27 protein-coding genes are annotated in these 26184 nt (G+C 65.1%); 15 read left to right on the top strand and 12 right to left on the bottom strand.

Features of this window, described 5'->3' with window-relative positions:
• Positions 1-28: 28 nt before the first annotated feature.
• Positions 29-322 carry an HPr family phosphocarrier protein gene (locus AC1MDG_RS11055; RefSeq protein ID WP_479803920.1) on the bottom strand — a complete coding sequence of 98 codons (294 nt, stop codon included), beginning with the start codon at positions 320-322 and terminating at the stop codon, positions 29-31.
• A gap of 159 nt (positions 323-481) precedes the next feature.
• Here AC1MDG_RS11055 and AC1MDG_RS11050 point away from each other — a divergent pair, with 159 nt between their 5' ends.
• Entirely contained in the window at positions 482-1276 is a 795-nt protein-coding gene (locus AC1MDG_RS11050; protein WP_479803919.1) for a GntR family transcriptional regulator, read from the top strand.
• A 64-nt stretch (positions 1277-1340) separates the two neighbouring features.
• On the opposite strand, the gene qcrB is transcribed toward AC1MDG_RS11050, so the two are convergent.
• The 4 genes from qcrB to ctaE all read right to left on the bottom strand — a co-directional run bounded on the left by qcrB (position 1341) and on the right by ctaE (position 5717).
• Positions 1341-3020, bottom strand: a complete 1680-nt coding sequence (gene qcrB, locus AC1MDG_RS11045) for a cytochrome bc1 complex cytochrome b subunit (RefSeq protein WP_043481693.1) — start codon at positions 3018-3020, stop codon at positions 1341-1343.
• Positions 2998-4068, bottom strand: a complete 1071-nt coding sequence (gene qcrA, locus AC1MDG_RS11040; RefSeq protein WP_043481691.1) for a cytochrome bc1 complex Rieske iron-sulfur subunit — start codon at positions 4066-4068, stop codon at positions 2998-3000. Before qcrA ends, qcrB begins: the two co-directional genes overlap by 23 nt.
• 98 nt (positions 4069-4166) lie before the next feature.
• Complete coding sequence (qcrC, locus tag AC1MDG_RS11035; RefSeq protein ID WP_043481688.1) at positions 4167-4955, bottom strand: cytochrome bc1 complex diheme cytochrome c subunit; 789 nt, start codon at positions 4953-4955, stop codon at positions 4167-4169.
• A gap of 87 nt (positions 4956-5042) precedes the next feature.
• Positions 5043-5717 (bottom strand): aa3-type cytochrome oxidase subunit III, encoded by a 675-nt coding sequence (ctaE, locus tag AC1MDG_RS11030; protein WP_231510979.1) that lies wholly within the window; start codon positions 5715-5717, stop codon positions 5043-5045.
• A gap of 112 nt (positions 5718-5829) precedes the next feature.
• Between ctaE and trpD the strand changes: the two genes are divergently transcribed.
• Positions 5830-6888, top strand: coding sequence for an anthranilate phosphoribosyltransferase (trpD, locus tag AC1MDG_RS11025; RefSeq protein WP_479803918.1), 1059 nt, complete (start codon positions 5830-5832; stop codon positions 6886-6888).
• Between the two features lie 14 nt (positions 6889-6902).
• Here the strand turns inward: trpD and AC1MDG_RS11020 are convergent, their stop codons facing one another.
• Positions 6903-7184 (bottom strand): Lrp/AsnC family transcriptional regulator, encoded by a 282-nt coding sequence (locus AC1MDG_RS11020; protein WP_011692051.1) that lies wholly within the window; start codon positions 7182-7184, stop codon positions 6903-6905.
• An 82-nt stretch (positions 7185-7266) separates the two neighbouring features.
• Positions 7267-7683, bottom strand: a complete 417-nt coding sequence (locus tag AC1MDG_RS11015) for a DUF3054 domain-containing protein (RefSeq protein WP_479803917.1) — start codon at positions 7681-7683, stop codon at positions 7267-7269.
• Positions 7684-7852: 169 nt separating this feature from the next.
• Between AC1MDG_RS11015 and AC1MDG_RS11010 the strand changes: the two genes are divergently transcribed.
• From AC1MDG_RS11010 to AC1MDG_RS10995, 4 genes are all read left to right on the top strand, one after another.
• On the top strand, positions 7853-8221 hold the full coding sequence (locus AC1MDG_RS11010; RefSeq protein WP_479803916.1) for a VOC family protein: 369 nt from the start codon (positions 7853-7855) through the stop codon (positions 8219-8221).
• Between the two features lie 135 nt (positions 8222-8356).
• Positions 8357-8833, top strand: a complete 477-nt coding sequence (locus AC1MDG_RS11005; protein ID WP_479803915.1) for a VOC family protein — start codon at positions 8357-8359, stop codon at positions 8831-8833.
• A 120-nt stretch (positions 8834-8953) separates the two neighbouring features.
• A complete protein-coding gene (locus AC1MDG_RS11000) occupies positions 8954-9250 on the top strand; it encodes an antibiotic biosynthesis monooxygenase family protein (RefSeq protein WP_479803914.1) in 297 nt (98 codons plus the stop codon).
• Between the two features lie 389 nt (positions 9251-9639).
• Entirely contained in the window at positions 9640-10029 is a 390-nt protein-coding gene (locus tag AC1MDG_RS10995) for a nuclear transport factor 2 family protein (protein WP_479803913.1), read from the top strand.
• 31 nt (positions 10030-10060) lie between these two features.
• Here AC1MDG_RS10995 and AC1MDG_RS10990 read toward each other — a convergent pair whose 3' ends face one another.
• Positions 10061-12451 (bottom strand): ATP-binding cassette domain-containing protein, encoded by a 2391-nt coding sequence (locus AC1MDG_RS10990; RefSeq protein ID WP_479803912.1) that lies wholly within the window; start codon positions 12449-12451, stop codon positions 10061-10063.
• Positions 12452-12599: 148 nt separating this feature from the next.
• Here AC1MDG_RS10990 and AC1MDG_RS10985 point away from each other — a divergent pair, with 148 nt between their 5' ends.
• The 3 genes from AC1MDG_RS10985 to AC1MDG_RS10975 are packed head-to-tail and all read left to right on the top strand — an operon-like array spanning position 12600 to position 15683.
• A complete protein-coding gene (locus AC1MDG_RS10985) occupies positions 12600-13814 on the top strand; it encodes a type III polyketide synthase (protein ID WP_479803911.1) in 1215 nt (404 codons plus the stop codon).
• Entirely contained in the window at positions 13814-14554 is a 741-nt protein-coding gene (locus AC1MDG_RS10980) for a class I SAM-dependent methyltransferase (RefSeq protein WP_479803910.1), read from the top strand. Before AC1MDG_RS10985 ends, AC1MDG_RS10980 begins: the two co-directional genes overlap by 1 nt.
• Positions 14547-15683: an FAD-dependent oxidoreductase gene (locus tag AC1MDG_RS10975; protein WP_479803909.1), complete on the top strand. Its 1137-nt coding sequence runs from the start codon at positions 14547-14549 to the stop codon at positions 15681-15683. The genes AC1MDG_RS10980 and AC1MDG_RS10975 overlap by 8 nt, the downstream gene beginning before the upstream one ends.
• Here AC1MDG_RS10975 and AC1MDG_RS10970 read toward each other — a convergent pair.
• Positions 15670-16128, bottom strand: coding sequence for a nuclear transport factor 2 family protein (locus AC1MDG_RS10970; protein WP_479803908.1), 459 nt, complete (start codon positions 16126-16128; stop codon positions 15670-15672). The genes AC1MDG_RS10975 and AC1MDG_RS10970 overlap by 14 nt on opposite strands.
• A 114-nt stretch (positions 16129-16242) precedes the next feature.
• Between AC1MDG_RS10970 and AC1MDG_RS10965 the strand changes: the two genes are divergently transcribed.
• Together AC1MDG_RS10965 and AC1MDG_RS10960 are read left to right on the top strand one after the other, a co-directional pair.
• On the top strand, positions 16243-17157 hold the full coding sequence (locus tag AC1MDG_RS10965) for a hypothetical protein (RefSeq protein WP_479803907.1): 915 nt from the start codon (positions 16243-16245) through the stop codon (positions 17155-17157).
• Between the two features lie 21 nt (positions 17158-17178).
• Positions 17179-17850 (top strand): peptide deformylase, encoded by a 672-nt coding sequence (locus tag AC1MDG_RS10960; protein ID WP_479803906.1) that lies wholly within the window; start codon positions 17179-17181, stop codon positions 17848-17850.
• Here AC1MDG_RS10960 and AC1MDG_RS10955 read toward each other — a convergent pair.
• Positions 17847-19916: a S9 family peptidase gene (locus AC1MDG_RS10955; protein WP_479803905.1), complete on the bottom strand. Its 2070-nt coding sequence runs from the start codon at positions 19914-19916 to the stop codon at positions 17847-17849. The genes AC1MDG_RS10960 and AC1MDG_RS10955 overlap by 4 nt on opposite strands.
• Before the next feature lie 134 nt (positions 19917-20050).
• Between AC1MDG_RS10955 and AC1MDG_RS10950 the strand changes: the two genes are divergently transcribed.
• The 4 genes from AC1MDG_RS10950 (at position 20051) to AC1MDG_RS10935 (ending at position 23203) form a co-directional block, all read left to right on the top strand.
• The gene (locus AC1MDG_RS10950) at positions 20051-20908 is read left to right on the top strand and encodes a methyltransferase domain-containing protein (RefSeq protein WP_479803904.1); all 858 of its coding nucleotides are present in this window, start codon (positions 20051-20053) and stop codon (positions 20906-20908) included.
• 122 nt (positions 20909-21030) lie between these two features.
• Positions 21031-21492, top strand: coding sequence for an NfeD family protein (locus AC1MDG_RS10945; protein ID WP_479803903.1), 462 nt, complete (start codon positions 21031-21033; stop codon positions 21490-21492).
• Between the two features lie 103 nt (positions 21493-21595).
• Complete coding sequence (locus AC1MDG_RS10940) at positions 21596-22576, top strand: SPFH domain-containing protein (RefSeq protein WP_479803902.1); 981 nt, start codon at positions 21596-21598, stop codon at positions 22574-22576.
• Positions 22577-22855: 279 nt separating this feature from the next.
• Entirely contained in the window at positions 22856-23203 is a 348-nt protein-coding gene (locus tag AC1MDG_RS10935) for an RNA polymerase-binding protein RbpA (RefSeq protein WP_026266329.1), read from the top strand.
• 141 nt (positions 23204-23344) lie between these two features.
• Here AC1MDG_RS10935 and AC1MDG_RS10930 read toward each other — a convergent pair whose 3' ends face one another.
• The gene (locus AC1MDG_RS10930) at positions 23345-24085 is read right to left on the bottom strand and encodes a polyprenol monophosphomannose synthase (RefSeq protein WP_043481650.1); all 741 of its coding nucleotides are present in this window, start codon (positions 24083-24085) and stop codon (positions 23345-23347) included.
• A gap of 419 nt (positions 24086-24504) precedes the next feature.
• A complete protein-coding gene (locus tag AC1MDG_RS10925) occupies positions 24505-26181 on the bottom strand; it encodes an amidohydrolase (RefSeq protein ID WP_479803901.1) in 1677 nt (558 codons plus the stop codon).
• Positions 26182-26184 lie beyond the last annotated feature (3 nt).

Genomic DNA, 26184 nt, shown 5'->3' with positions numbered 1-26184 from the left:
TGAGTGGCCGGTCGGCGCCTGGGAGCCGTCAGGCGGCCGCTCCAGCCTCCAGCAAAAGGGTTAGGCCTTCCAGTGCCGCTGCTGCGGATTCAACGCTCTGGCGGGCAGGAAGGGCCTCCGGATCAACCGAGAGCTCCACTTCGCAGCCACAGTAGAAGTCGGCAGTCATGACCTCGAGTAAGGACCGTGCGTCGACCGGCGCGATTCCCTCCTTGCCGATCCTGACCGGCAGACCGGACTCCGTCACAGCCCGCACAAAGACAGCGGCCGGCCGCGCGTGCAGGCCTATGGGTGATTGAACGATTGCCTTGCGCACTGGCAACAGGACTCCTTTGTTCCGACGGGACTCGGCCGTCACGACTGCATTCCTGAACAAGCGTAGTGCCGGGGTGTCCGGTGGCTGAAACCGGGTACGGGTGGTCTAGACCTGCCTCGTTGTTGCTCTACCCTTAAAGCATGAATCTAGATCTGGAACGTGGCCATGGCGGCGTCTGACGCGAGCAGAATGGTAGGGGAGATCGACCGTGACAGCGGGACGCCCATCTACGTCCAGCTGCGGGAGCTCCTCCGCACGCACATCACGGCTTCCTGCCCTCCCGGGTCTTCGCTGCCCTCGGAACGTGACCTTGCCGAGAGATTCGGCCTGGCCCGGATGACGGTCCGGCAAGCCATTGACGCCCTGGTGGGCGAGGAAGTCATTGAACGGGTAGTGGGTCTGGGGACTTTCGTCCGAAAACCCAAACTCGATTTGCAGGTAAAGCTGACGTCTTACAGCGAGGAAATGCAGCGCCGCGGCATGGTACCTGCGGCCAAGGTCCTCAGCTTCGAACAGATCGGTGCGAGCGCGTTCCTGGCCCGGGAGCTCCAGCTGGACGAGGGAACCCCCCTGGTGCGCTTCAGGCGCCTCCTGCTGGCTGACAACGAACCCATGAGCGTGGATGAGAACTTCATTCCCGCGCACCGGGTGCCTGGCCTGCTCGACGGCGAACCCCCCACCTCGCTGTACAACGTGCTGAGCGAACGCTTTGGCCTGGTCATGGAGTGGGGGGAGGACATGATCGAGGCCACGGCAGCGTCGCCGTCCACAGCGAGGCTGCTCAACGTCGAGGTCGGTTCGCCTTTGCTCAAGATCCAGAGGCATGCCTTTGTCGCACGCTCGATGGTGGACTACTCCGTTTCCTACTACCGTGCAGACCGCTACAAGCTGTGGGTTCCGCTGCAGCGACCCGGCGTCCGTCCTACGCGCAACTACGCCTCCGGCTACCGGAGTCCATAGGGGATGAAGAAGAGGCCCGGTCCATTCGGACCGGGCCTCTTCTGTGGTGCTGTCAAACCGTTAGCTAGTGGCTGAGGGTTTTCTGTCCCTCGGCCGACTCGACCGCTTCGTGCTGGCCGTGGTGCCCGTGGGCAGCCTCGAGCTCGGCCGGCGAGGCAGGAGCAACCCTGTCCTCGAAGAACCAGCGCGAGAGCGCCGCGCGGCGCTTTTCCTTGCGGGTAACGACGCCGTGTTCGTTCGGAACCGCAGGCAGGGGCACCGGTGACTCAAAGCCCACCAGCTTGTAGCGCTTGTAGTCATCCAGCGGGGCGTGGACCTCGATGAACTCACCATGCGGCAAGCGGACGATACGGCCGGTTTCGCGGCCGTGCAGGGCGATTTCGCGGTCCTTGCGCTGAAGCGCCAGGGCGACGCGCTTGGTCACGATGAAAGCGATGACCGGGCCGATGAAGAACAGTGCGCGCAGCCAGTAGGTGACATCGTTCAGGGCAACGTGGAAGTGCGTTGCAATGAGGTCCGAGCTCGCAGCGGCCCACATTACACAATAGAACGTGAAGCCGGCCATGCCGATCGCGGTCCGGGTGGGAGCGTTGCGCGGGCGGTCCAGGACGTGGTGCTCGCGGTCGTCCTTGGTGATCCAGCGTTCGATCCACGGGTACATGAAGAGGATCGTGAAAACGAGGCCGGCAGGCACCAAGGCAGGGAGCAGCACGTTCAGGGTCAGCACCTGGCCGAAGATGACGTACTCGAAGTGGAAGTCGCCGATAACACCGGGCATGAGGCGCAGGGCGCCGTCAACCCAGCCGATGTACCAGTCAGGCTGCGTGCCTGCGGAAACCGGGGAGGGGTCGTAGGGGCCGTAGTTCCAGATCGGGTTGATGGTGAAGAACGCCGCCATGAGGGCGATGACACCGAACACGATGAAGAAGAAGCCGCCGGCCTTGGCCGCGTATACCGGGCCAAGGGGGTAGCCGACGACGTTGCCGTCGTTGCGGCCCGGGCCCGGGTACTGGGTGTGCTTGTGAACAACCACCATGAAGAGGTGGATCACGATCATCAGCAGGATCAGTGCCGGTACCAGGAGGATGTGCAGCATGTAGAGCCGGCTGATGATGACCGTACCCGGGAACTCGCCGCCGAAGAGGAAGAACGAGATGTAGGTGCCGATCACCGGGATCGACTTGATAACGCCGTCGATGATGCGCAGGCCGTTGCCGGAGAGCAGGTCATCGGGGAGCGAGTAGCCGGTGAAGCCTGCCGCCATGGAGAGGATCAGCAGGACGCCGCCCACCACCCAGTTCAGTTCGCGGGGCTTGCGGAACGCGCCGGTGAAGAACACGCGCAGCATGTGCACGGAAACGGAAGCCACAAACAGCAGTGCGGCCCAGTGGTGCACCTGACGCATGAACAGGCCGCCGCGGACGTCGAAGGAGATGTCCAGCGAAGAGCTGTATGCGACGGACATTTCGACGTTCTTCAGCGGCGTGTAGGAGCCGTCGTAGTGCGTCTCCGCCATGGAGGGATCGAAGAAGAACGTCAGGAAGGTGCCCGAGAGCAGCAGGATGACGAAGGAGTACAGGGCAACTTCGCCGAACATGAACGACCAGTGGTCCGGGAAGACCTTCCGGCCGAATTCGCGGAGAATTCCCGAACCGCCGACGCGCTGGTCAACAAAGTCGGTAATGCGGCCGCCCTTGGTTTTGGCGACGAAGGCGGGGGCATTAGCTGTTGATGTTGCGCTCATGCTCATCACGCTCCCAGTAACTCGGTCCTACGGGTTCTTTGAAGTCGCTCGTAGCGACCAGGTAGCCCTCGGCGTCAACTGCGATGGGCAGCTGGGGGAGAGGCCGGCTGGCGGGGCCAAAGATAACCTTGCATTCCTGGGTCAGGTCAAAGGTTGACTGGTGGCACGGGCACAGCAGGTGGTGGGTCTGCTGCTCGTACAGGGCAACAGGGCAACCAACGTGGGTGCAGATCTTCGAGTAGGCAACAATGCCGTTGTAGCTCCAGTCCTCGCGGCCCGCGGAGGGCTTGAGGGACTCGGGGTTAAGGCGCATGAGCAGGACGACAGCCTTGGCTTTTTCGTTCAGCTTGCCTTCATGCAGTTCGTTCAGGCCTTCCGGAATCACGTGGAAAGCAGAGCCGATGGTGACGTCAGAGGCCTTGATGGGCGTGCCATCGGGGTCCCGGGTGAGGCGCTTGAGCTTGCCTTCCTGCGGGGCCCACATGGTGTGTGCCAGTTTGTCGTCCGGGCGGGGACCAAGGTCACCGAAGACGGCCAGTGCAGGCAACGGAGCCAGCGCTACGGCGCCGAGGAGGGTGTTGCGGATCAGCGGCCGGCGCTTGATGCCCGTTTCTTCGACAATGTCATCAACGATGCGGACTGCCGCTTGGCGGTCCTCTTCGGTGCGGATGGCATGGCGTTCTTCGGAGACTTCGTGGTCCGGCATGAGGGCCTTCGCCCAGTGGACGATGCCGGTGCCGATGCCGAGCATGGCAAAGGCGGTGCCGATGCCCAGCAGGGCATTCTGCAGCCGGATGGTGGCGATCGTGGAGTCGGGTCCAAGATCGATGGCGAAGTACGCCACCAGGAAGATCACGGTGCCCACGACCGAGCTGCCGAAGAGAATGGCAACCTGCCGTTCTGCACGCTTTGCGGCCTTCGGGTCCGTGTCAGCCAGGCGCAAACGATGCGGGGGAATTCCAGGATCCTGGAACTTCTCCACCTCATTCTGACCAGCCGTAGCTACGGTGCCCGAGTGGTTCGGACTGCCGTCACTATGGTTGCCCATAATTCGCCTCATCCTTCTCTCGTCCCGGCCTGTGCCGGGTTAGTTTTCAATTCCATACTGCTGACTTGTCAGCAGGAGTTCTTACAGTTGCGGACGCCCTAGGACGTCCGGGACGTCAGCCAGATGGTGAAGGCGATGATGACGCCCAGGCCGGCGATCCAGACAAACAAACCTTCAGAAACCGGGCCCAAGGCGCCGAGATCGGCTCCGCCGGGTGAACCGTTAGCTTCGATCTGCTTGAGGAAGGTGATGATGTCACGCTTGCCTTCGGGGGAGACGTTGGCATCGTTGAAGACCGGCATGTTCTGCGGTCCGGTGACCATGGCCTCGTAGATGTGCTTCTCGGAGACGTCTGCGAGGGCCGGAGCGAACTTGCCGCGGGTGAGCGCACCGCCGGCGGCCGCTGCGTTGTGGCACATGGCGCAGTTGACGCGGAAGAGCTCGCCACCTTCGGCAGCATTGCCCTGCGCGTCCAGGAGGCCTTCTTCGGGGATGGACGGGCCGGGCCCGAGCGAAGCGACGTAAGCGGACAGCTGGTGGGTCTGTTCGTCGTTGAACTGTGCGGGCTTCTTGTAAGCCTGCGGGCCGTTCATCTGCATGGGCATGCGCCCCGTGCCTACCTGGAAGTCAACGGCGGCAGCACCGACGCCCACAAGTGAGGGTCCGTCCTTGGTTCCGCTCGCACCCATGCCGTGGCATGTTGCGCAGTTGGCGGCGAAAAGCTTTCCGCCCTCTTCAGTGTCATTGGCACTGAAGCTGGTGGTGGAAGCCTTGGCCTCGTTGACGGTGGTGGCAACGGCGTACAGCCCACCAGTGAGGAGGAGGCCCATCAGCAGCAGCGCAATGGCTGCCAGTGGGTGACGTCGCTTCTGCGAGAGTGCCTTCACGTGGTGGTTCCTTTTTTCGATCCTGCGTCGGCTCCGGGAGCCGCTTCTTGAAATTCTGCCTCTTGTAGAAAAAGAGTCAAGTCGGGGCTACCTGAGGACGTAGATGACCAGGAAGAGGCCGATCCACACGACGTCGACGAAGTGCCAGTAGTACGAGGTGACAATCGCGGACGTAGCTTCGAAGTGACCAAATTTCTTGGCGGCGAACGAACGGCCGATGATGAAGAGGAAGGCGATGAGGCCGCCGATGACGTGCAGGCCGTGGAAGCCGGTGGTCATGTAGAAGGCTGAGCCATACGCGTTCGACGAGAGCGACACATGCTCCGAGACGAGCATGGCGTATTCGGTTGCCTGGCCGGCAACGAAGAAGGCACCCATGATGAACGTGAGGGTGAACCATTCGTTCATCCCCCAACGCGTAAAGGCAAGGGGGCCGCCTGCGCGGCGCGGCTGGAGCCGCTCAGCGGCGAAGACGCCCATCTGGCAAGTGAAGGAACTTGCCACGAGGACGATCGTGTTTACGAGCGCAAAGGGGAAGTTGAGCTTGGCTGTCTCTTCGGCCCACATCTGTCCGGACGTCGAACGGAGTGTGAAGTACATGGCAAAGAGACCGGCGAAGAACATCAACTCACTGGACAACCAGACAACGGTTCCTACGGAAACCATATTCGGGCGGTTCAGCGTCGGGTGCGCCGGGGTACTGGGGGCATGGGTCGCAGATGTCACATAGACATTATGTCTGTAAAAGTTCCTCCTGCCCAACGCAAACCGCCTTTTGCGGAGACTTTTTCTACAAAGACGCGAATTCGCGCGGAAAAGTTCCCCGGCCGGTTCACATTGGTCATCGGGGCGGGTGCCTCGATAGCATCAGGAGGTGACTTCACAGGCATCTGCACAGGCGGCGGGCAACACCTGGCCGCGGCTCATTTCGGCACTGATCAACGGCACGGACCTCACGGCCGACAACACGGAATGGGCCATGGATACCATCATGTCCGGGGAGGCTACTCCTTCGCAGATCGCCGGATTCCTGGTGGCGCTGCGGTCAAAGGGCGAGACGGTGGATGAGATTGCCGGGCTTGTTGAGGCCATGCTGGCGCACGCGAACCCCGTCGACATCGGCGGCGAGAAGCTGGATATCGTGGGCACCGGCGGCGACCAGCTGAACACCGTCAACATTTCCACCATGGCTGCCCTCGTCTGCGCGGGAGCCGGCGCAAAAGTAGTCAAGCATGGCAACCGTGCGTCGTCGTCGTCGTCCGGGTCAGCGGACGTGCTGGAAGCACTCGGCGTCCGGCTTGACCTGCCGATTGACCGGGTTGCACGCAACGCCGACGAGGCGGGCATCACGTTCTGCTTCGCTCAGGTGTTCCACCCGTCGTTCCGTCACACCGCCGTGCCCCGCCGTGAGCTTGCCATTCCGACGGCGTTCAACTTCCTCGGTCCGTTGACCAACCCGGCGCGCGTTCAGGCCTCCGCCGTGGGCGTCGCCAATGCGAGGATGGCGCCCTTGGTGGCCGGGGTCCTGGCCAAGCGCGGCAGCCGCGGGTTGGTATTCAGGGGGAGCGACGGCCTGGACGAACTGACAACCACGGGGCCGTCCACCGTCTGGGAGATCCGTAACGGCGAGGTGACCGAGCAGACGTTTGATCCGCAGGCGCTGGGCATCCGTCCCGCAACTGTGGAAGAGCTCCGCGGCGGGGACGCCACAGCCAATGCCGCCGTCGTTCGTGATGTTTTGAGCGGCGTAGCGGGTCCGGCCCGTGACGCCGTCCTGCTGAATGCGGCCGCAGGTCTGGTGGCGTTCGACGTCGACGCGGACGGTCCGCTGACCGACCGGATGGCGGCCGCGTTGAAGCGCGCGGAAAAGGCCATTGACTCGGGTGCCGCGGCGGCCGTGCTGGAAAAGTGGGTTGCCCTCACCCAGGGTTAGGAGCCCCGCCGGGCTTACTGCTCGAAGCCCAGTGCGAATGCCGCATCGAGGTCGTGCTGGGAGTAGGCGCGGAACGCGATGTGCGTCGTCGTGTGCACCACCGCGGGTACCTTGGAGAGCTTGTCCGCAATAACGTCCGCCAGGTCATCGTGCTTCGCCACCCGCGCCACAGCAATCAGGTCCCATTCCCCGGTCACGGAGTAGACCTCGCTGATGCCCGGAATCGCCGAAATTTCCTCGGCCGTCTCCGGAATTCGGGACGCGTCTGTCTTGATCAGGACGAATGCGGTGATCACTCTTGACCTTTCGGATCGGGTGCTCCATTGCGGGAACGGCAGGCGATGCTGTGTGCTTGCCAGCCTAGTACATCGGGGCGAATCAGCGGTGCAGCCGGCGCCTTTTCAGTCGCCCGGCGGCGGCCGCGATCAGACGGTAGCCGACGAGGAAAACACCCAGGCTCAGCGTGGCAACAATGATGAAGGGCACCACCACCGTTTGTCCGGTGACCGCCCGCAGGGCCATGCCCAGGGCGACGGCTCCCAGCCACACAGCGACGCCTTCCGGCCAGATCCGCAACGGCCCCCGCCACACCCGCACGGCAAGCCAGGCTACGGCGGCTCCGGCCAGAAACGGCCAGGCCGTGGACAGGACCCCGGTGATCACGTCCCCGCGCTGGTGCGCGTCGCGGCCGATGGCTGCAAACGCCAGGATCAGGACGGTGTCGGCAAGGGCGGCAAGTACCGCCGCTTTCCCGGCAGTCGCGCGGACGGGTGCTGGATTGGGGCGGGAAGGCATACCTCCACACTAGTTGCGGTTTCCTGCCGGCACGAGCCGGCGTGAGCCGGCCGGACAGCCGTCGGAGCTTTAGACTGTGCCCGGAAACACCGCCACCCAACATTCCGTCGCCTTTCCTTACTCCGCTAGTGCTCCCGCTTATCCCGCAACGACAAACCCGGACGGCAGCATGAGACTTGTCCAGATCGCGCAACATGCCAGCGACCTCCCGAGGGCCGGGGCGTTTTACACCGCTCTGCTCGGTGTCGAAGCCCGGGCCGTATTCGATCCGCCGGGACTCCTCTTCTTCGACCTGGATGGCGTACGGCTGTTACTCGAGGCCGGGGCGCCGTCCGCGTTGCTCTACCTGGCAGTGCCTGACGTCAGGGAAACCGTGACCAGGCTCCGGGGCAGGGGAGTGGAGGTCGTCGACGAGCCCAAGGTGATCTTCAGCCATGCGGATGGCCGTTTGGGTCCGGCGGGAACGGACGAATGGATGGCCTTCATCCGCGACAGCGAAGGCAACACGGTCGGCCTGGTCAGTCAGCTGCCGCATTAACGGGGCGGCTTAGCTGCCAGCCTATTGTGCCGCGAATCACCCGCGGATAGGCTCGCACACGCAGGCGAGGGATCGCCGTCGGGATTCCTGCTCCGGCGAAGCCAGTGACAGAAACCAGTGATATAGGGAGACCCGATGACTGAAAAGATCACCACCTGTCTTTGGTTCGATACCCAGGCCGAGGAAGCCGCGGATTTCTACGTCTCAGTCTTTGAGGGCTCGAAAATCCTAAATGTGGCCCGCTATGGAGATGCCGGACCCGGACCCGCGGGCCAGGCAATGACCGTTGAGTTCGAGATTGCGGGCCGGAAGTTCCTGGGCCTCAACGGCGGGCCGGTGTTCACTTTTACTGAGGCTGTCTCCTTTGTGATCAGCTGCTCCTCGCAGGAAGAAGTGGACCGTTACTGGACCGCACTGACAGCTGGCGGCTCGGAGGGCCAGTGTGGCTGGCTCAAGGACAAGTTCGGGGTCTCGTGGCAGGTGGTGCCGTCCGTCATGGGGCAACTGCTGGGTGGACCGGATCCTGAGGGGGCTCAGCGCGCCATGCAGGCCATGCTGGGGATGCGGAAGCTTCAGATCTCGGAACTTCAGGCCGCTTACGACGGGGCCTGAGGAAGCGGCGCCCGCATCGGCGCGGGGGAGTAGGGCATATGCCATGTGGCCCTATCCGGCTCCGGGCGGCCGGACAATAATCGGGAATACCTACCCCGCACACGATTGGAGGCACTCGCGATGTCTGTCTACACGCTTGGAATCTGGTTGGTGAAACCCGGCAGGGAAAATGACTTTGTCCAGGCCTGGCGCGACCTCGCCAGGAAGACTCAGGAGGATTTTCCCGGGGCGAAGGCGATACTCATGCATGACCGCGATGTTCCCAACAGGTTCATCAGCACCGGCCCGTGGGAGTCCCTGGAACAGGTCGAAGTCTGGCGCGCCTCAGACACGTTCACCCAAGAAATTACGGCGATGCGCGAAATGCTGGAGCACTATGAGCCGCACACCCTGGATGAAGCAGCAAGCATCGGCTGATGCGCAACGCGGGCGGTTCACGGCGTTCCTCGTCAGCCGTAGGTGATTCCCTCGTTAGCCGTACTAAGGGGAGCGTTTCGTTGCGCCCCGGGGAGCTGAATTCGATTTACTTTACATAATGTAGATTATCGGCGTTAAAACCACGGGAGTGGAAGTAGCTGCGAGAACTCCCGTGGATGAAGTAATTCGGGCTACCGCAGGTCAGGTCACCTCATCTAATGCCTCCGACCTCAGAACGCCGTCCCAGCCGAACCTGACGGACCAAGTCAAGCGCCCGTGCCGCTGCAAAAACTGCCCGTAAGTCTTAACAAACCGACGAAACGTGCTTGAGATACTCAAGCGCCCGCTTGACTATCTCAAGCATCAAAACCGCGACGTCAGGAGATGTTATGTCAACCGCCTCAGTGGCCGTCATCGAAGGCCACGCCACCCTCAGGAGCTACTATGCGGTCCTGCGCGGAGGCGCGGACGCTTACCAGGATGGCCGCGACCTGCTCCCGCTTCTGGCTGATGACTTCGTGTTCGAGGGGCCGCTCGCCGGCCGTCTAGCCGGCGGCACCAGATTCGCCCAGGGTGTGCGGGGGTTCATCGAGAACGTCAAGGGCATTGCCGTCCTGCAGGCGGTCAGCGGGGAAGGCGGCGCAGCTGTACTGTACGACGCCGAACTGCCGGGCGGCGCGGTCCGGTTTTCGGAGTTCTTCGAGTTCGACGGCGACAAGATCCGCGAGCTGCGCACCCAGTACGACGCGGCTGACTACCTTGCCAAGGGCGGCCGCTAGCACTGCGGCGGGCCTGCGGCTTCTCCCCCCGTCAGGCTCCCACGTAGGCCGCGAGATGTTCGCCGGTGAGCGTCGACCGTCCGTCAACGAGCTCGGCGGGCGTGCCCTCGAAGACGATCCTGCCGCCGTCGTGGCCGGCGCCCGGGCCAAGGTCGATAATCCAGTCGGCGTGCGCCATGACGGCCTGGTGATGCTCGATCACAATGACCGACTTGCCGGAATCCACCAACCTGTCCAACAGGCCCAGCAGGTTCCGGACGTCGGCGAGATGGAGGCCGGTGGTCGGTTCGTCCAGAACGTAGACTTCGCCCTTCTCCGCCATTTGGGTGGCCAGCTTGACGCGCTGCCGCTCGCCGCCGGACAGCGTGGTCAACGGCTGGCCGAGGGTCAGGTACCCGAGGCCGACGTCCACGAGTCGGTCGAGGATCTTGTGGGCCGCCGGCGTGCGCGCCTCGCCTTCGCCGAAGAAGGCCTCGGCTTCGGTCATGGACATTGCCAGCACTTCGGCGATGTTGCGGCCGCCCAGTTGATATTCCAGGACTGACGCCTGGAACCTCCTGCCCTCGCAGTCTTCGCAGACGGACTCGACGGTGGCCATGACGCCCAATTCCGTGAAGATCACACCGGCGCCGTTGCAGGTGGGGCAGGCACCCTCGGAGTTGGAGCTGAAGAGCGCCGGCTTCACCCCGTTGGCCTTCGCGAACGCTTTGCGGATGGGTTCGAGAAGGCCGGTGTACGTCGCCGGGTTGCTGCGGCGCGATCCCTTGATGGCGCCCTGGTCGATCACCACGACACCGCCGCGGCCGGCTACCGAACCCTGGATCAGCGAACTCTTGCCCGAACCCGCGACTCCCGTCAGGACGCAGAGTACGCCGAGCGGAATGTCGACGTTTACGTCCTGAAGGTTATGCGTTGAGGCATCCCGCACCTCGAGCGTGCCGGACGGCGTGCGCACGGAAGCCTTGACGGTGGCCCGGTCGTCGAGGTGGCGGCCGGTGATGGTGTCGCTCCCCCGCAGCCCCTCAATGTTTCCCTCGAAGCAGACGCTGCCGCCTTCGGTGCCTGCGCCGGGGCCGAGGTCAACGACGTGGTCGGCGATGGCGATGGTCTCCGGTTTGTGCTCGACGACGAGTACGGTGTTGCCCTTGTCACGCAGCTGCAGCAGCAGCTGGTTCATCCGTTCGATGTCATGCGGGTGGAGGCCGATCGTCGGCTCGTCGAAGACATAGGTGATGTCCGTAAGGGACGAGCCCAGGTGCCGGATCATCTTGGTCCGCTGTGCCTCTCCCCCGGAAAGCGTGCCCGCAGGCCGGTCCAGCGAGAGGTAACCCAGCCCGATTTCGGCGAACGAGTCGAGCAGGTGCTGCAGGCCTTTCAGGAGCGGAGCGACCGAGGGCTCCTTGAGGTCACGGACCCACGCCGCCAGGTCGCTGATCTGCATCCCGCACAGGTCGGCGATGTTCCTGCCCTGGATCTTCGAGGACCTTGCTTCCGGGCTGAGCCGCGTGCCGTCGCACTCGGGGCAGGCCTGGAAGGTGATGGCACGCTCCACGAAAGCCCGGATGTGGGGCTGCATCGCGTCGACGTCCTTGGAGAGCATCGACTTCTGGATCTTCGGGATCAAGCCCTCGTAGGTGAGGTTGATTCCCTCGACCTTGATCTTGGTCGGCTCCTTATAGAGAAGATCGTCCAACTCCTTCTTGGTGAACTTCGCGATCGGCTTGTTCATGTCGAAGCCGGCGCCGCTGAAGATACGGCCGTACCACCCGTCCATGCTGTAGCCGGGGACGGTCAGGGCACCCCCGCCGAGCGACTTGCTGTCGTCGTAGAGCGCCGTGAGATCGAAATCGGAGACCGAGCCCATGCCCTCGCAGCGCGGACACATGCCGCCGAGGTAGACCGCGTTCTGCACCACACTCTTCTCTACCCGGCCGCCCTTCTCGGTGCTCATCACCCCGCTTGCCTTCCGCGTCGGGACGTTGAAGGAGAAAGCCGTGGGCGGCCCAATATGCGGAGTGCCCAGCCGGCTGAAAAGGATGCGCAGCATTGCGTTGGCGTCCGTGGCGGTGCCCACGGTGGAGCGGGGGTTGGCACCCATCCGCTCCTGGTCCACAATGATCGCCGTCGTCAGGCCTTCGAGCAGGTCGACGTCCGGCCGCGCCAGCGTCGGCATGAAGCCCTGCACGAATGCACTGTAGGTCTCATTGATCATCCGTTGCGACTCGGCGGCGATCGTGGCGAACACCAGGGAGCTCTTGCCCGAGCCGGAGACACCCGTGAACACTGTCAGCCGGCGCTTCGGGATCTCAAGGCTGATGTCCTTGAGGTTGTTCTCGCGTGCGCCCTGCACGCGGATCAAATCGTGGCTGTCGGCCACGTGCTGCGCTGGCGACTGCGGGTCCGTCTGGGTGGCCATGCTCATCGTGTCTCCATCTGCTCATCCGGGCAGCCGGCGAGGGTTCCGCCGGCGTCGCCCGGTTCAATCTAACCAGCTTTGGGCGGTCCTCCGGGGCGCCGTACCGTTTGGTAACCACCATTGTCTTAAGGGCGATGCTCACTGAGAATGAACCATGACGGTCTACATGAGGTCCCTCGAAACTGCTGTCCCGCCCACCGTACTCATTCAATCTGAGGCCCGCGATGTGTTCGCCGCCCAGCCAGGGCTTACCAGGCTGGGTTCCCGGCTGGTCAATACCTGTTTTGATTCCGCAGCCATCGACACCCGGTACACGGCCGTCACCGAGCTCACCCGGGACAGCCGTGCGGACGATCCGCAGTTCTTTGACCCGGATACCGGCCTTGTACTGAGTCCCAGCACGAAGGTCCGGAACGACATCTTCGGCCGCGAAGCCACCAAGCTCTTCGTGGAATCCGCCAAGGCCGCGCTGGATGCCTGTGCCGGTATCGAGGCAGCTGACATAACCCACCTCGTGACAGTCTCGTGCACCGGGTTCTTCAACCCCGGTCCGGACTACAAGATCGTCCGTGCCCTGGGTTTGAATCCGGCCGTGCAGCGCTACCACCTGGGCTTCATGGGCTGCTACGCGGCGTTTCCGGCGTTGCGCGCCGCCAAGTCCTTCTGCGAGGCAGACCCGGACGCCGTTGTCCTGGTGGTCTGCGCCGAGCTCTGTTCGCTCCACGTCCGCACCTCCAACGACCCGGACACCATCATGGGCTCGGCCTTATTTGCCGACGGAGCCGCGGCTGCTGTCATCTCGGCCAGGGACATTCCGGAAGGAAGCCCGCTGTTGCAGCTGGACCACTTCGAGACTGTGCTCACTCCCGTCGGCGAGGAATCCATGGCGTGGAACATCGGCGACGAAGGCTTCGAGATGGTGCTGGGCAACTATGTCCCGCACATCATTGACGACCACATCATCGGGGCGCTTGAGCCGCTGCTTTCGCGCGACGAAACACTGCGGGGACTCCCCTATCGGAACATCACCCACTGGGCCATCCACCCCGGCGGGCGCAGCATCCTGGACAAGGTGCAGTCCCGGCTCGAGCTCACGGACGAGCAGCTTGTTCCGGCCCGCGAAACACTCCGCAACTTCGGCAACATGAGCAGCGCTACGGTGCTCTTCGTCCTCAAGCACATTGCCGGGCTCCCGCCGCAGGAGGGCGATGAACGCGTGTGCTCCATGGCGTTCGGACCGGGCCTGACGGTGGAAACGGCGATGTTCACCAAGGTGCGCATCCCGCAGCCGGAAGCGTCGCCCGCGGCGGCCCGGGAGTCGTCCGGGACGGAGGAAGCCGCAGCACGGACAGAGCCGTCGCTCATCTGATGGCCATGCACGTGGCGGCGGCCCTGGGAATGCTGCGTCAGCGCGACGTCCACGCAGTGGAGGAAATGGACCGTCCAGGCTGTGATCCTGAGCGGCTGGACCGTACCTACGCACAATTTTCCGTGGTCAACAGGGCGGTGGCCGGATGGCGCGGAATCTACCGGACGCACCTCCGGCCGGTCCTTTCGGCCAGCAGGGTGACCACCTTGTTGGACATCGGCTGCGGCGGCGGGGACGTGCCGGTACTGCTGGCGGCGTGGGCGGCCGGGGACCGGCTGAAGCTGGAGATCACCGCCATAGACCCGGACCGTCGTGCCTTCGAGTTCGCCCGGCGCCGCAGGCGCGTCGGCGGGGTGACCTTTCGGCAGGCGTCCACTGCCGAACTGGCGGCCGAAGGGGAACGCTACGACGTCGTCGTCTCCAACCACGTGCTGCACCACCTGGGCGCGTCGGAGCTGCCGCAGTTCCTCGCCGAGTCGGCGCTGCTGTCCCGCGGCAGCGTCCTCCACAACGACATACGCCGCAGCCCGGCCGCCTATGCACTCTTCTACGCGGCATCATGGCCGTTCCCCGGTTCCTTCATTCGGGAAGACGGACTGACCTCCATCCGCCGCAGCTACACAACTGCGGAACTCCAGGCCGCAGCTCCCCCGGGCTGGGCCGTGGCGCCGCGCTTGCCGTTCCGCAACCTCCTCACCCTGAACCGGGCCGACCTGAACCGGAACACACGAGATGATTGACGTCGTCGTAGTGGGCGGCGGACCGGTGGGGCTGTACCTGGCGGCCCTCCTGCTGCAGCAGGGCGTGTCGGTCCGCGTCCTGGAGCGCCGCGCGGTAGCGGACACCCACTCCCGCGCCATCGGCATCCATCCTCCGTCGCTGGAAGCACTCGACCGGACCGGAGTCGCGGCAGGCCTGGTGGAGGAGGGTGTGGCGATCCGCCGCGGCGTTGCCATCGGCGGCGGCGTGGAAGTGGCCGGCATGTCCTTTGACTCCGTGTCCGGCCGCTACCCTTTTGTGCTGTCAGTCCCGCAGGTACGCACAGAAGCCGCCCTGGAGCGGCGCGTCAGGGAGCTGGACGGCGGGGCGATAAACCGCGGGTTTACCGTGACGGGAATCCACGACGACGGCTCCGCAGTTGCGGTGGACGTCCTCACCGCCGCCGGGGAATCTAGGATCCATGCCTCCCTGGCCGTGGCCGCGGACGGGGTCCGCTCCACCGTCCGGCACCTGCTGGGAACCCCGGCCCCGCTGAAGATGTATCCCGACAGGTACCTGATGGGCGACTTCGCCGACGGCACGGCGTTCGGCCCCGACGCGGCTCTTTTCCTGGAGGTACCCGGAATCGTGGAGTCCTTTCCGCTGCCGGGCGGAGTGCGTCGTTGGGTGGCCCGGCTGCCGGAAGCCCTGCCGGAGCCGCCTACCGCCGGTATCTTGGCGCGGATCGTGCGGGATCGGACCGGGATCGCCGTCGACGCCGGCAGCAATTCGATGCTGAGCAGTTTTGGCGTCCGCTCACGACTGGTGAACCGCATGATCCACGGCCGGATTTCACTCATCGGTGATGCCGCCCATGAAATCAGCCCTATCGGCGGCCAGGGCATGAACCTGGGCTGGCTGGACGCTGCTGAACTGGCACCGCTCATCCTTAGCCAGTTGGCGCACACTGCCCGCGAACGGGAACTCAGGTCCTTTGATCGCCACCGGCTGCGGGCGGCTGCGAGGGCTGCCCGGCAGTCCGAAATCAACATGGCCCTGGGCAGGCCGCTCCCGCGCCAGCTGTGGCAGGTCCGGAACCGGCTGATCGGATGCGCCGCCAGTGTGCCGGCCATCAATTCAAGCGTTGCCGCCCGGTTTACCATGCACTAGGACTCCCGTCGGTTGACCCGGCAGCTGCCTGTTCCGCATCGGCGTCACCGGTGAAATAGCAGTCGTAACTGTCCTGGCTGGTGATCCGGCCTTCGCGGACCTCGAAGACCGATGTGGTCCGTGCCCGGACGGTTTCGCCCGCGTTCCAATAGCGGAGATCCATCAACAGCGTGGCGGACCAGTCCACTTCCAGTACAACGCGGTTTCCTTCGCAGGTGGTCCGCCGAACGTCGAACCTCTGGTTGGACACCACCTGGCGGCTTTGCTCGGCACCTGCCAGCACCTGCTCGCGGCTGCGCGTGGATCCCTCCGGAGCAAGCACGTGCGGCGCTTCCACCAGTGTGAAGTCCTCTGCCAGGAATCCGTCCACGTCAGCGGAGCCGCCGCCTGCCTCAATGGCGCGGACGAATCCAAGGACACAGGTGAGCGGCGTCTGTTCAGTCATGCAACGAGGGTAGTCCATTGGCCGGCGACTGTTTTCAGTGCCGGTTGCCTGCCTGCCAGCGGCCGGGCGACCCGTCCGCACGACGACCCCGGGCACCGGCCTTAGACTGCTGGCATGAACGGCGTCCTGCAGGCGGGTCGACGGCGGTTCGCGGCTGCCGTCCTCGCTCTGGGTGGCCTGATGGCGGTTCCGGCCGTGCAAGGTTGCAGTCCCCCTCCGCCGGCGCCCGCTCCGCTGACCGCAGGGCTCAGCCAGTTCAGGGACAACTACGGCACGCAGGTCATCGAGATCCAGATCAGCAATGCACGGAACGTGCCGGTCACGGTCCTCAGCGCCGAAGTCTCGAGCCCGCTGTTCCCGGCGGGCACCGCCTGGCGGGCGCGGCCGGAGGGCACCGAGGTGCCGCCGGGCCAGACCAAGAGCCTGCCGGCCAGGCTGCCTGCACCTTCCTGCGGCCGGCCGGGGACCGATAGACCCGGGACGGATAACGAGGCGGACGCCGGCTCCGGCGCCGCGCCGGCCGAAGTGACTGTATCCGTCCGGCAGGGCTCCACAACCAGCGAGGAGCACCTGCCGGCTGCGGACCCGTTCGGAGTCCTGGCCCGGAACCATTCTGAGCTGTGCCTCGCGCAGGACGCCGGGCAGATTGCCGACATAGGCCTGGCCCCGGACCTGGAGGCTGCGGCGGACGGCCGCACCGCCGTCGTACGCCTTCAGGTCACGCCGCGCGCAGCCGGTCCCGGAACACTACGCACACTGATTATTGAACGCATCGAGGGCACCACTCTTCTGGCCGAAGCACCGGAGAGCCCCTGGCCTCGCGGCTTGGCGGTTGCTGCCGGCGCGGGTCCCCTGGAGTTGCGTCTCCGCATCCGACCTGCCCGCTGCGATCCGCACGCTGTCGCGGAGGACAAGGTGGGCACCCTGCTGCCGCTCCGCGTTGATGCCGGCGGCCGGAAAGGTGTGCTCAAGGTTGCTGCCGGAACCCTCCTGAAGGCCCGGATCCACGAATTCGTCACAGCGGCCTGAACAGCCCACTAGGATTTTCCCATGCTTCATGTAGCCAACCCCACGCCGTTCAGCACCGCCCGGATCAGGGAGACTGTCCAGGAAATCCTCGAAACAGGCGGGCTTCCCCCCATTGTCCAGGCCGGCCATCCGGTGCTCCGGCAACAGGCCGCCCCGTACGACGGCCAACTGGATGGCGCTGAACTTGCGGCGCTGATCGCCCTGATGCGTGAGGTGATGCATGACGCGCCGGGCGTCGGTCTGGCCGCGCCGCAGCTCGGCATACCCCTGCAGCTTGCGGTCCTGGAGGACCAGTACGACGTCGACGCCGAGACGTCGGCCGTCCGCCACCGGTCACCGCTGGAGTTCTTTGCGGTCATCAACCCTTCGTACTCCCCGCTGGGGACGGGCACCGCGGCGTTTTATGAAGGGTGCCTTTCGCTCCAGGGCCTGCAGGCCGTGGTGTCGCGTCACGAAACCGTGCGCCTCAATTTCAGCGACCCCGCCGGAACCGCGCGACGGCAGGATTTCTCCGGGTGGCAGGCGCGGATCGTGCAGCACGAGACAGACCACCTGCAGGGAATCCTCTACGTGGACAAGGCTGAGTTGCGCTCTCTCAGCAACAATGCCGAATACGGTGCCCGCTGGGCGCATCCGGACATCGGCCTCGCCCGGCAGGAATTGGGTTTTCTGCCGGGCCGGCCCGCCGACTAGGACAATTGGCTGTTGGCCGCCGTGGGCAGGTAACGGGACCACCAGCGCAGGATCTCCTCGAAGCGCTGCTTCCGGTGGTGCGGGGTGCCGGAACGGGAGAGTTCGTGGTTTTCGCCCGGGAACACGAGGAACGCCGCGTCCACACCCTGCTGCTTCAGCGCGGTGAAGTAACGCTGGCCCTGTTCCACGGGGCAACGGAGGTCCTCTTCACTGTGCACCACCAGCGAGGGCGTGCGCACGTTGCGGACCGTGGCCATGGGACTTTGGGCCGCCATCTGCTCGGCCGAGGTGCCGGTGTACTCGCCGCCGAAGAACCAGCCGATATCCGAGGAGCCGATGAAGCTGACCGGATCCAGGAAGCCGCGCTCCACGACGGCCGCCTTGAAACGGTGGTCCTGGCTAATGGTCCACGCCGTGAGGTATCCGCCGTAGGAGCCCCCCATGATCCCGAGGGCACCGCCGTCGAGCTCCTGGAACTTTGTCAGGGCGCCGTCGAGGAAGGACAGCACGTCCTGCATGTCAACGGTGCCCATCTTTTCCTTGATGGCCCGCCCGTGGGCCTGGCCGTAGCCGGCAGAGCCCCGGGGGTTGCACATAAGCACCGCGTAACCGGCAGCGGCGTACACCTGGGCCTCGTCGAACAGGGCCACAGTGTATTGCGCGAAGGGGCCGCCGTGGATGTTGAGCAGCACCGGGTGCGGACCTTTCCCGGGCGGCAGCACCAGCCAGCCGTGGACCGGATAGCCGTCAGCCGCATCGAAGGTCAGCGCCCGTGGCTCGATGATCTCGGCCTGAAGCCGCAGTTCCGCCGAGAAATCCGTCAACAGGCGCAGCTGTCCGTCCTCCAGGGCCGCGACGTCGCCCGCAGTGGCCGGGTCGGCGAAACTGACGAACACTGAGCCGGCGGCCGAGGCGGCGCCGGTGACAACCCGGTCGCCATGAACCAGGAGTGAGTGGTTCCCCGTGGCCCCGAACTCCAGAAGCTCCACCGTGCCCTGCGCGTTGTTCAGCATCAAGACCGACTCAGGTCCGCGGAGCTCCAGTCCGGCGGCTGCGCCCGAGAGATCCATCATTTCGACGTCACTCAGGACACTGGCGTCGCCGCCGGCAGCCGGCATCACGTAAAGAGCCGTATTGCGCGCCACGAAGTCCTTGCCGGATTCGCCTAGTTCCTGGGCGGTGTAGAACAGCCACTTCCCGTTCCTGGACTGGCGTGCCGCGCCCACTGTCTGGCGGCCGCTGTTGGCAGCCCTGACGGGTTCCGGTTCTCCTCCGGAGACGGAAACCCGGTAGACGCCGGTCTCAAGGTCGTCGTCGCTGCCCTCATGAAGCGCGGCAATGAAGTACACGCAACGACCGTCCGCGCTGAACGATTCGCCGCTATGGTCAGTTGCCGCGAACGTCAGCTGCCGGGCCGGCGGGAGCAGCGTGTCGGCGGTGTCGGCGTCCGGTACCGGACCGGATTCCGCTCCGGTACCCGTCGCGGCGGTCTTTCGTGCGTGCAGAGCACGCCCTGACGGCGCGACGCGTGGTTCGTCGTCCAGCTCGGGTACGTCCACGATGAAGAGCTGGAGCGGTTTGTCCGCCGTGTACCCGACGCCGTTCATCCTGTATTTGAAGTCCGTGATGAGCCGCGCGTCCTCGGCCCCGGCGGAGACGCCGTCCAGGGTGCCGTACCGGCCGTCGTCCGGCGTCCTGGCGCCGAAGACGATGCTGTGGGAGTCGGGTGACCAGGCGAAGGATGAAACACCGAGTTTGGCGTTGGTCAGGACCTGGGGTTCGCCGCCGGTTGCCTCCACGACGTAAAGCTGAGGTTTCCCGTCGGCAGTTGCCCGCAGGAAAGCCAGCACGAGGCCGTCCGGTGAAAAAGCCGGGGCGGTGTCGCGGAAGCCGCGGGTCAGCCGGCGGGGCAGCTTCCCGGGGTCCAGCGGCACGGTCCACAACTGGCCCACGTAGGTGTCGGCGTCGAAATCCGGGCGGATGGCCGAGACCACGGCCCGGCTGCCGTCTGGATGGACGGCGGGGGCGGAAACGGACTTCAGCAGGGGCAGATGTTCAGGTTTCACGTGTGTGAGCCTAACGGCTCGTGCATGGTCTGTGAAATAACTCACGCCGCGCCGGACCCTGCTGCCGGGACCCGGGGCTCCTGGCGGTCGGGCGCCGGGAGCCGGCCGCCGCCAGGGCCCCTAGGATGGGTTGCATGCTCCCCGACGCCGCCCGATCCCTCCTGTGCCCCGTCTGCAGGAACAGCCTGGTCCCCGCCCTGGGCGGCTACCGGCTGGCCTGCGCGGAGGGCCACAGCTTTGACGCTGCCAGGCAGGGCTATTTCAACTTGCTGGTGGGCAAGGGGACCGTCTTCGAAGCCGATACCGCTGCCATGGTGGCCGCCCGCTTCGACTTCCTGTCCGAGGGGCACTACAAGCCACTGGCGGAGGCAGTTGCGGAACTGGCAACGCCCGCGCTGCGCGGGCCGCACGCCGCGGTACTCGACGCCGGTACGGGGACCGGCCATTACCTGAAGGCAATATTGGACGCCAACCCCGCCTCCGCCGTCGGACTGGATATATCCAAGTTCGCGCTGCGGCGTGCCGCCCGGCTGAATCCCGATGCCGTGAACCTGGTCTGCGACGTCTGGCAACCGCTTCCGGTCGCTGACGCGGCCGTCGACGTCGTCACGGTGGTCTTCGCCCCGAGGAACGCTGCGGAATTCGCCCGTGTGCTTCGTCCCGGCGGCCGGCTGATCGTGGTGACCCCGCGCCCCGGCCACCTGGCGGAAATCGCCGGACAAACCGGCATGCTCGGCATTGAACCCGCCAAGGAGGAGCGGCTTGCCGCCTCCCTCGAAGGACATTTCGCTCCGCACTCCACACGGGAGATGGACCTCGACCTTGGGCTTGAACCCGCGGACGTCGGCCACCTTGCCCTGATGGGTCCCGCCGGCCACCACCTGGACCCGACGGCGCTGGACGCCATCACCGCCGCCCTGCCGCCGCTGACAAAGGTCTCAGCCCGGTTCCGGATCAGCGTATTTGAGCCCCTGACGCCGCCGCCCGCATAACGACTTGACTACTTTCGGGACGTCCCTCCGGGCCGCCTCCTAAGCCCCGCACCTTCGGTCTAGGATGGAAGGACAGTTACTGAGGGCCTGCGTCCGCGGCCCCGGAAACAAAGGGGGAGCGCATGTTCGAATGGCTCGGCGAGAACTGGTGGGCACTGTGGCTCACCGTATTCCTGACGTTTGCCGTGGTGGAGATGCTGACGCTGGATCTCTTCTTCATCATGCTCGGAGGCGGGGCCCTGGCGGGCCTGCTGGCTGACTTCGCCGGCGCCGACTTCTGGCTGCAGATTGTCGTCTTCTGCGTCGTTTCCCTGCTGATGGTGGTCTTTGTTCGTCCCGTTGCGCTCAAACACCTGAAAAAGGGCCCTGCGGAACAGCGGACCAACATCGACCGCCTGATTGGCGAATCCGCCCTCGTCATGGAGACCGTCAGCACGTCCTCCGGCCTGGTCAAGATCGGCGGGGACGTCTGGAGCGCACGTTCGGAGAACGGAGTCCTCAACGCCGGGCAACGTGTGGTGGTTTCCGCCATCGAAGGGGCCACCGCCGTGGTGGCGCCGCAGCCGGAAACAGCCGTCCAGTAATACCAGCAGTCACACTCTCCCGGCGGCCGCCACCGGCGCCGGGCAGGCGGCAGGGCACCGCCGCAACACATGGCAAGACACATAACTGGGGAATAGGTGATGTATGGATATCGCAGTCACAATCGTGCTGCTGGTTCTCGTAGCGTTCGTAATAATAGTGCTGGTCCGGTCGGTGCGGATTGTCCCGCAAGCCCGCGCCGGCGTCGTGGAACGACTAGGTAAGTACCAGCGGACACTGCTGCCCGGACTCACCATCCTGATTCCCTTCGTGGACAGGCTCCTGCCGCTTTTGGACCTTCGCGAGCAGGTTGTCTCTTTTCCCCCGCAGCCGGTCATCACCGAGGACAACCTCGTTGTCTCCATTGACACCGTGGTCTATTTTCAGGTCACGGACGCGCGGGCAGCTACGTACGAGATTGCCAATTACATCCAGGCGGTGGAACAGCTCACCACCACCACGCTGCGAAACGTCGTCGGCGGCCTCAACCTCGAAGAGGCCCTGACCTCCCGCGACCAGATCAACGGCCAGCTTCGCGGCGTCCTGGACGAAGCGACCGGCCGCTGGGGCATCCGCGTTTCCCGGGTGGAGCTGAAGGCCATTGATCCGCCCCACTCCATCCAGGACTCGATGGAGAAGCAGATGCGGGCGGAACGTGACCGGCGCGCTGCCATCCTCACCGCCGAGGGCACCAAACAGTCGGCCATCCTCACCGCGGAAGGCCAGCGCCAGTCCTCCATCCTCAAGGCCGAAGGTGACGCCAAGGCTGCCATCCTCCGTGCAGACGGCGAAGCCCAAGCCATCCAGAAGGTGTTCGACGCAATCCACAAGGGCAACCCTGACCAGAAGCTCCTGGCGTACCAGTACCTGCAGACACTGCCCAAGCTGGCCGAAGGTTCCTCCAACAAGCTGTGGATCATCCCCAGCGAAGTCGGCGAAGCGCTGAAGGGCATCGGCAACGCCCTTGGAGGCACCAATCCGGACCCCCGCAGCGGCGGCCTTTTCGACGCGGCCGCCGGTACTAATGCTGCCACCGAGGCCCGGCCTGGCGGTGCCGAACCAAACACCTCGGGCCAGCCGCTGTAGGCAACCCCGTCAACCTACGACCAGGGGAGGTATCCGCATTGCGGGTGCCTCCCCCGGTTTCGTCCCGGATGAACTTGTCCCGGGAGTCCCCGCTTTACTCGCCGGGACGGAAGCCCGTATAATAGTATATTTGTCCGGCTGGTTCAGGCCTGCTGGAACAACCAAGCTTGGCAAAGCGTTGTATTTATTGATGCAGCGCAGTGCAAACAGTAGTCCGAGGCGTGAGCTGCCCCGGCTAGCGCGGAGCCTGACTCCGCGAACCGACCAAAGGGAGAAATCATGAGCGATCGCAGCCTTCGGGGCATGCGTCTTGGCGCACAGAGCATGGAGACGGAATCCGGCGTTGAGCCGGCTCCGCGCCAGCGGGTTGAGTACCGTTGCGAGGACGGCGAGCAGGTCTTCGTCACCTTCTCTTCCGAAGCCGAGATCCCCCCGGTGTGGGTTTCGAAGACCGGCAAGGAAGCCTTGCTCGTCGACGGCGAACGCCCCGTCAACAGCAACGAGAAGGCCGTCCGCACGCACTGGGACATGCTCCTGGAACGCCGTTCACTGCCTGAGCTCGAGCAGATCCTCGAAGACCGCCTGACCATTCTGCGGGAACGCCGCGGCGAACGGCGCTCGGCTTAGGCCCGGCGCAGACCAAAGCGCAGGACAAAGGGCTGGGCCCGTAGCCTCCATGGGAGGTTACGGGCCCAGCCCTTTGGTGTATGGGGCCCGGTTGCTTCGGCCTGCCCTTTCCGGCGGCCGCGGGACCTTCGCAACTCTCGCCTAGGCCGCGGCGGAACCCCGGCCCGTCAGCTTCTGCCACCGGGCGGTAAGTCCCCATTTGGTCACGTTGATCATGGCTTCCACCACAATGTTTCCGCTCATCTTGGAGGCGCCGAGTTCGCGCTCCACGAAGGTGATGGGGCGTTCCACGATCTTCAGGCCCATCTTGGCCACACGCCAGGCGAGGTCCACCTGGAACCCGTAGCCCACGGAGTCCACCTGGTCGAGGTTGAGCTTCTCAAGCGTGGTGCGCCGGAAGGCACGGTACCCGCCGGTGACGTCCTTGATCCTGATGCCGAGCATAAGCCGGGCGTACGTGCTGCCGATGCGTGAGATTGCCTGCCTGTACAGCGGCCAGTTGACCACGCTGCCGCCCGGCACCCAGCGGGAACCCATGGCCAGGTCGGCGCCCTCTTCCACCGCGTCAAGGAGCTGCTGCAGCTGCTCGGGCTGGTGTGAGCCGTCGGCGTCCATTTCCACGAGGATGTCGTACCCGGCCTCCAGCCCCCACTTGAAACCGGCGATATAGGCAGCGCCCAATCCGGCCTTGCCTTCACGGTGCAGGACGTGGACCTGGCTGTCCTCAGCCGCGATGCCGTCCGCCAGCCGTCCGGTTCCGTCCGGGCTGTTGTCGTCCACCACCAGCACATCGGAAGCCGGGACCGCCGCACGCAGGCGCGCGAGTGTCTTGGGCAACGATTCCAGCTCGTTGTAGGTGGGGATGATGGTGAGGACACGCACAGCGGGGCCCTTTCCTTGATGGGAGCGGTCACGCGCCAGGAAGCTCAACAGGACTGCCGGCTTTAAGGCGCAAGTCACCATTATAGGGAGTTTGCGCACTCCGGGCGCCGTCCACGGGGAGCCGCGGGCAGGTCCACGCGCCTCGGGCCAGTTTCGGACGGATGCGATATGCCTCGGCGGAACTGTTTTCTGCTGCGAAGTGGACCTGCCCCTGGGACTGCCACAGTCTGGCCTGCCGGCAGTCCCGGGCTAAGGATCCTGCTGGAAGGTCACGTGGCCAGACGGAGCCCTTCGACTGTGGATCCGTCCGTTGCGACTCAATGCTACGGACAGGCCCCGGAGTGTCAACCCGCGCTTGACGTGCGGTTTTAGGTGTTACCGCAGGTCAGTGGCATACGGCGCGCCGGTAGCTTTCCCGTCTATGACTGCAGGGAGCCGTTTGTGAACAACTCTTTCCCGTCCCGGACGGTCTGCAGGCATACCGGGCTGGCGCCGGTGTCCAGCGCGGGGAGCAAAGGTGTTCGTGCCCGGGGGTCCGTGCTCCACGACTGCACCCGGCCGTCGGCAACCTGCACCATGAGTTCCTCCACTTCCCAGACAGCAAAGCTGGCTGGCGCACCTGGAACCAGCTGTCCGGCCATTGGATTGCTGTACTTGGCTGCCCGCCAGCCGGCCCTTGTATGGCCGAGGAACGCCGCACGGGCTGAGATGCGCTGGTCCGGGTTGCTGTGCTCAAGGCAGGCACGGACACTGGCCCAGGGGCTAAACGGCGTGACCGGGCTGTCGCTGCCGAAGCAGATGGGCACCCCCGCCGCGTAGAAGGATGCGAAGGCGTTCATACCGCGCTCCCGGTGCCCCAGCCGTTCGTGGTAGAGGCGGCCCGGTCCGCCCCAGATGGCGTCGAATCCCGGTTGCACGCTGACGGTCACTGAGTACTTGGCGAGCCGGCTGATTGCCCCTGGATCGGCCATTTCCACATGCTCGAACCGGTGGCCGGCTGCCCTGACCCGCTGCTCCCCCACGTCGGCTGCTGCCTGGTCCAGGGCGTCCAACGCCGCATCGAGTCCGGCGTCGCCAATGACGTGGAACCCGGCCTGAATGCCCAGCAGCGAGCACGCTGCCAGATGGGCTGCTGCTTCGTCGACGGACAAGTAGAGGCTGCCCCGCTCCCCCGGGGCATCGCTGTAGTCGTCCCGCAGGGCGGCAGTGCGGGAACCCAGGGATCCGTCAATGTTCAGGTCCCCGGCGAGGCCGCGCACACCGGCCCCCAGGCTTTCGAGGATGCCGCGGGCCTCGTCCTCGGACCCGGCCAGCTGGCCCCAGTACGGGAGTACTTCAGGCACGGCCTTCCGTGAACCCTCCGGGCTGTTCCACCCGGCTGCAATCCGCAGGTCCGCAGCGCTGCCGATATGCGGCGCCGCCATTTCGGCCACGGCCACGTAGCCGTTGGCGGCGGCTTCGGCCAGGGCCCGTGCCTGAAAGCTTTGCAGTACGTCGTCCGGCAATTGCCGCGCAGCAAGCCTGGCTGACGTGTGGGCGCGGCCCTTTACCTGGCTGCCGGACGAAAAGCCATCCAGGCCGGCCAGTCCCGCTGACTCGGCCAGCGAGGACGACACCAGGGCGGAATGGGCGTCCACCCGCGACAGATACACGCGACGGCCGCCCGCTGCCCGCTCCAGTTCCTCACGGCTGGGCAGCGACTGATCCGCCCAGCCGCTCTCGTCCCAGCCGTGGCCGAGCACTGTTGTGCTGGCGTCGACTGGCTTTGCCGCCACGGAGGCAGCTACGGCATCCAGCATTTCGGCCGCTGAATGCACCTTCCCCAGCTGCAGCGAGTCCAGGGCAATGCCTGTTTCCGTCAGGTGCACATGTGAATCGACGAAGCCGGGGGCCAGCAGTGCGCCCTGAAGGTCGATGACGTCCATGGACGAATCCGCGATCGACGTTGCCGCCTGCTCCGAACCGACCCACGCCACGGTGTCACCGTCCACCAGAATGGCGGTGGCAAAGGGGTCGGCGGCGGTGTAGACAGAACCGTTGCGGTACAGCGTTACCTTGCGTTTTCCGTCTGGCAGGTCCGCCCGTGCGTCAGTCATGGT

The sequence above is a fragment of the Arthrobacter sp. AIWTK1 genome (genome assembly GCF_056680535.1).
The sequence above is the reverse complement of the archived record's forward strand: the minus strand, read 5'-3'. Positions and strand labels throughout refer to the sequence as shown.

Excerpts from the sequence above, each read along its gene's own strand:
- AC1MDG_RS10925 (WP_479803901.1), bottom strand. The coding sequence starts at position 26,181 with ATGACTGACGCACGGGCGGACCTGCCAGACGGAAAACGCAAGGTAACG.
- qcrA (WP_043481691.1), bottom strand. The coding sequence starts at position 4,068 with ATGGGCAACCATAGTGACGGCAGTCCGAACCACTCGGGCACCGTAGCT.
- AC1MDG_RS10960 (WP_479803906.1), top strand. The coding sequence starts at position 17,179 with ATGCTTCATGTAGCCAACCCCACGCCGTTCAGCACCGCCCGGATCAGG.
- AC1MDG_RS10970 (WP_479803908.1), bottom strand. The coding sequence starts at position 16,128 with ATGACTGAACAGACGCCGCTCACCTGTGTCCTTGGATTCGTCCGCGCC.
- AC1MDG_RS11010 (WP_479803916.1), top strand. The coding sequence starts at position 7,853 with ATGAGACTTGTCCAGATCGCGCAACATGCCAGCGACCTCCCGAGGGCC.
- AC1MDG_RS10945 (WP_479803903.1), top strand. The coding sequence starts at position 21,031 with ATGTTCGAATGGCTCGGCGAGAACTGGTGGGCACTGTGGCTCACCGTA.
- qcrB (WP_043481693.1), bottom strand. The coding sequence starts at position 3,020 with ATGAGCGCAACATCAACAGCTAATGCCCCCGCCTTCGTCGCCAAAACC.
- AC1MDG_RS10950 (WP_479803904.1), top strand. The coding sequence starts at position 20,051 with ATGCTCCCCGACGCCGCCCGATCCCTCCTGTGCCCCGTCTGCAGGAAC.
- AC1MDG_RS10995 (WP_479803913.1), top strand. The coding sequence starts at position 9,640 with ATGTCAACCGCCTCAGTGGCCGTCATCGAAGGCCACGCCACCCTCAGG.
- AC1MDG_RS10965 (WP_479803907.1), top strand. The coding sequence starts at position 16,243 with ATGAACGGCGTCCTGCAGGCGGGTCGACGGCGGTTCGCGGCTGCCGTC.
- AC1MDG_RS10990 (WP_479803912.1), bottom strand. The coding sequence starts at position 12,451 with ATGAGCATGGCCACCCAGACGGACCCGCAGTCGCCAGCGCAGCACGTG.
- AC1MDG_RS11050 (WP_479803919.1), top strand. The coding sequence starts at position 482 with ATGGCGGCGTCTGACGCGAGCAGAATGGTAGGGGAGATCGACCGTGAC.
- AC1MDG_RS10975 (WP_479803909.1), top strand. The coding sequence starts at position 14,547 with ATGATTGACGTCGTCGTAGTGGGCGGCGGACCGGTGGGGCTGTACCTG.
- AC1MDG_RS10985 (WP_479803911.1), top strand. The coding sequence starts at position 12,600 with ATGACGGTCTACATGAGGTCCCTCGAAACTGCTGTCCCGCCCACCGTA.
- AC1MDG_RS11015 (WP_479803917.1), bottom strand. The coding sequence starts at position 7,683 with ATGCCTTCCCGCCCCAATCCAGCACCCGTCCGCGCGACTGCCGGGAAA.
- AC1MDG_RS10940 (WP_479803902.1), top strand. The coding sequence starts at position 21,596 with ATGGATATCGCAGTCACAATCGTGCTGCTGGTTCTCGTAGCGTTCGTA.
- AC1MDG_RS11005 (WP_479803915.1), top strand. The coding sequence starts at position 8,357 with ATGACTGAAAAGATCACCACCTGTCTTTGGTTCGATACCCAGGCCGAG.
- AC1MDG_RS10935 (WP_026266329.1), top strand. The coding sequence starts at position 22,856 with ATGAGCGATCGCAGCCTTCGGGGCATGCGTCTTGGCGCACAGAGCATG.
- AC1MDG_RS10980 (WP_479803910.1), top strand. The coding sequence starts at position 13,814 with ATGGCCATGCACGTGGCGGCGGCCCTGGGAATGCTGCGTCAGCGCGAC.
- AC1MDG_RS11000 (WP_479803914.1), top strand. The coding sequence starts at position 8,954 with ATGTCTGTCTACACGCTTGGAATCTGGTTGGTGAAACCCGGCAGGGAA.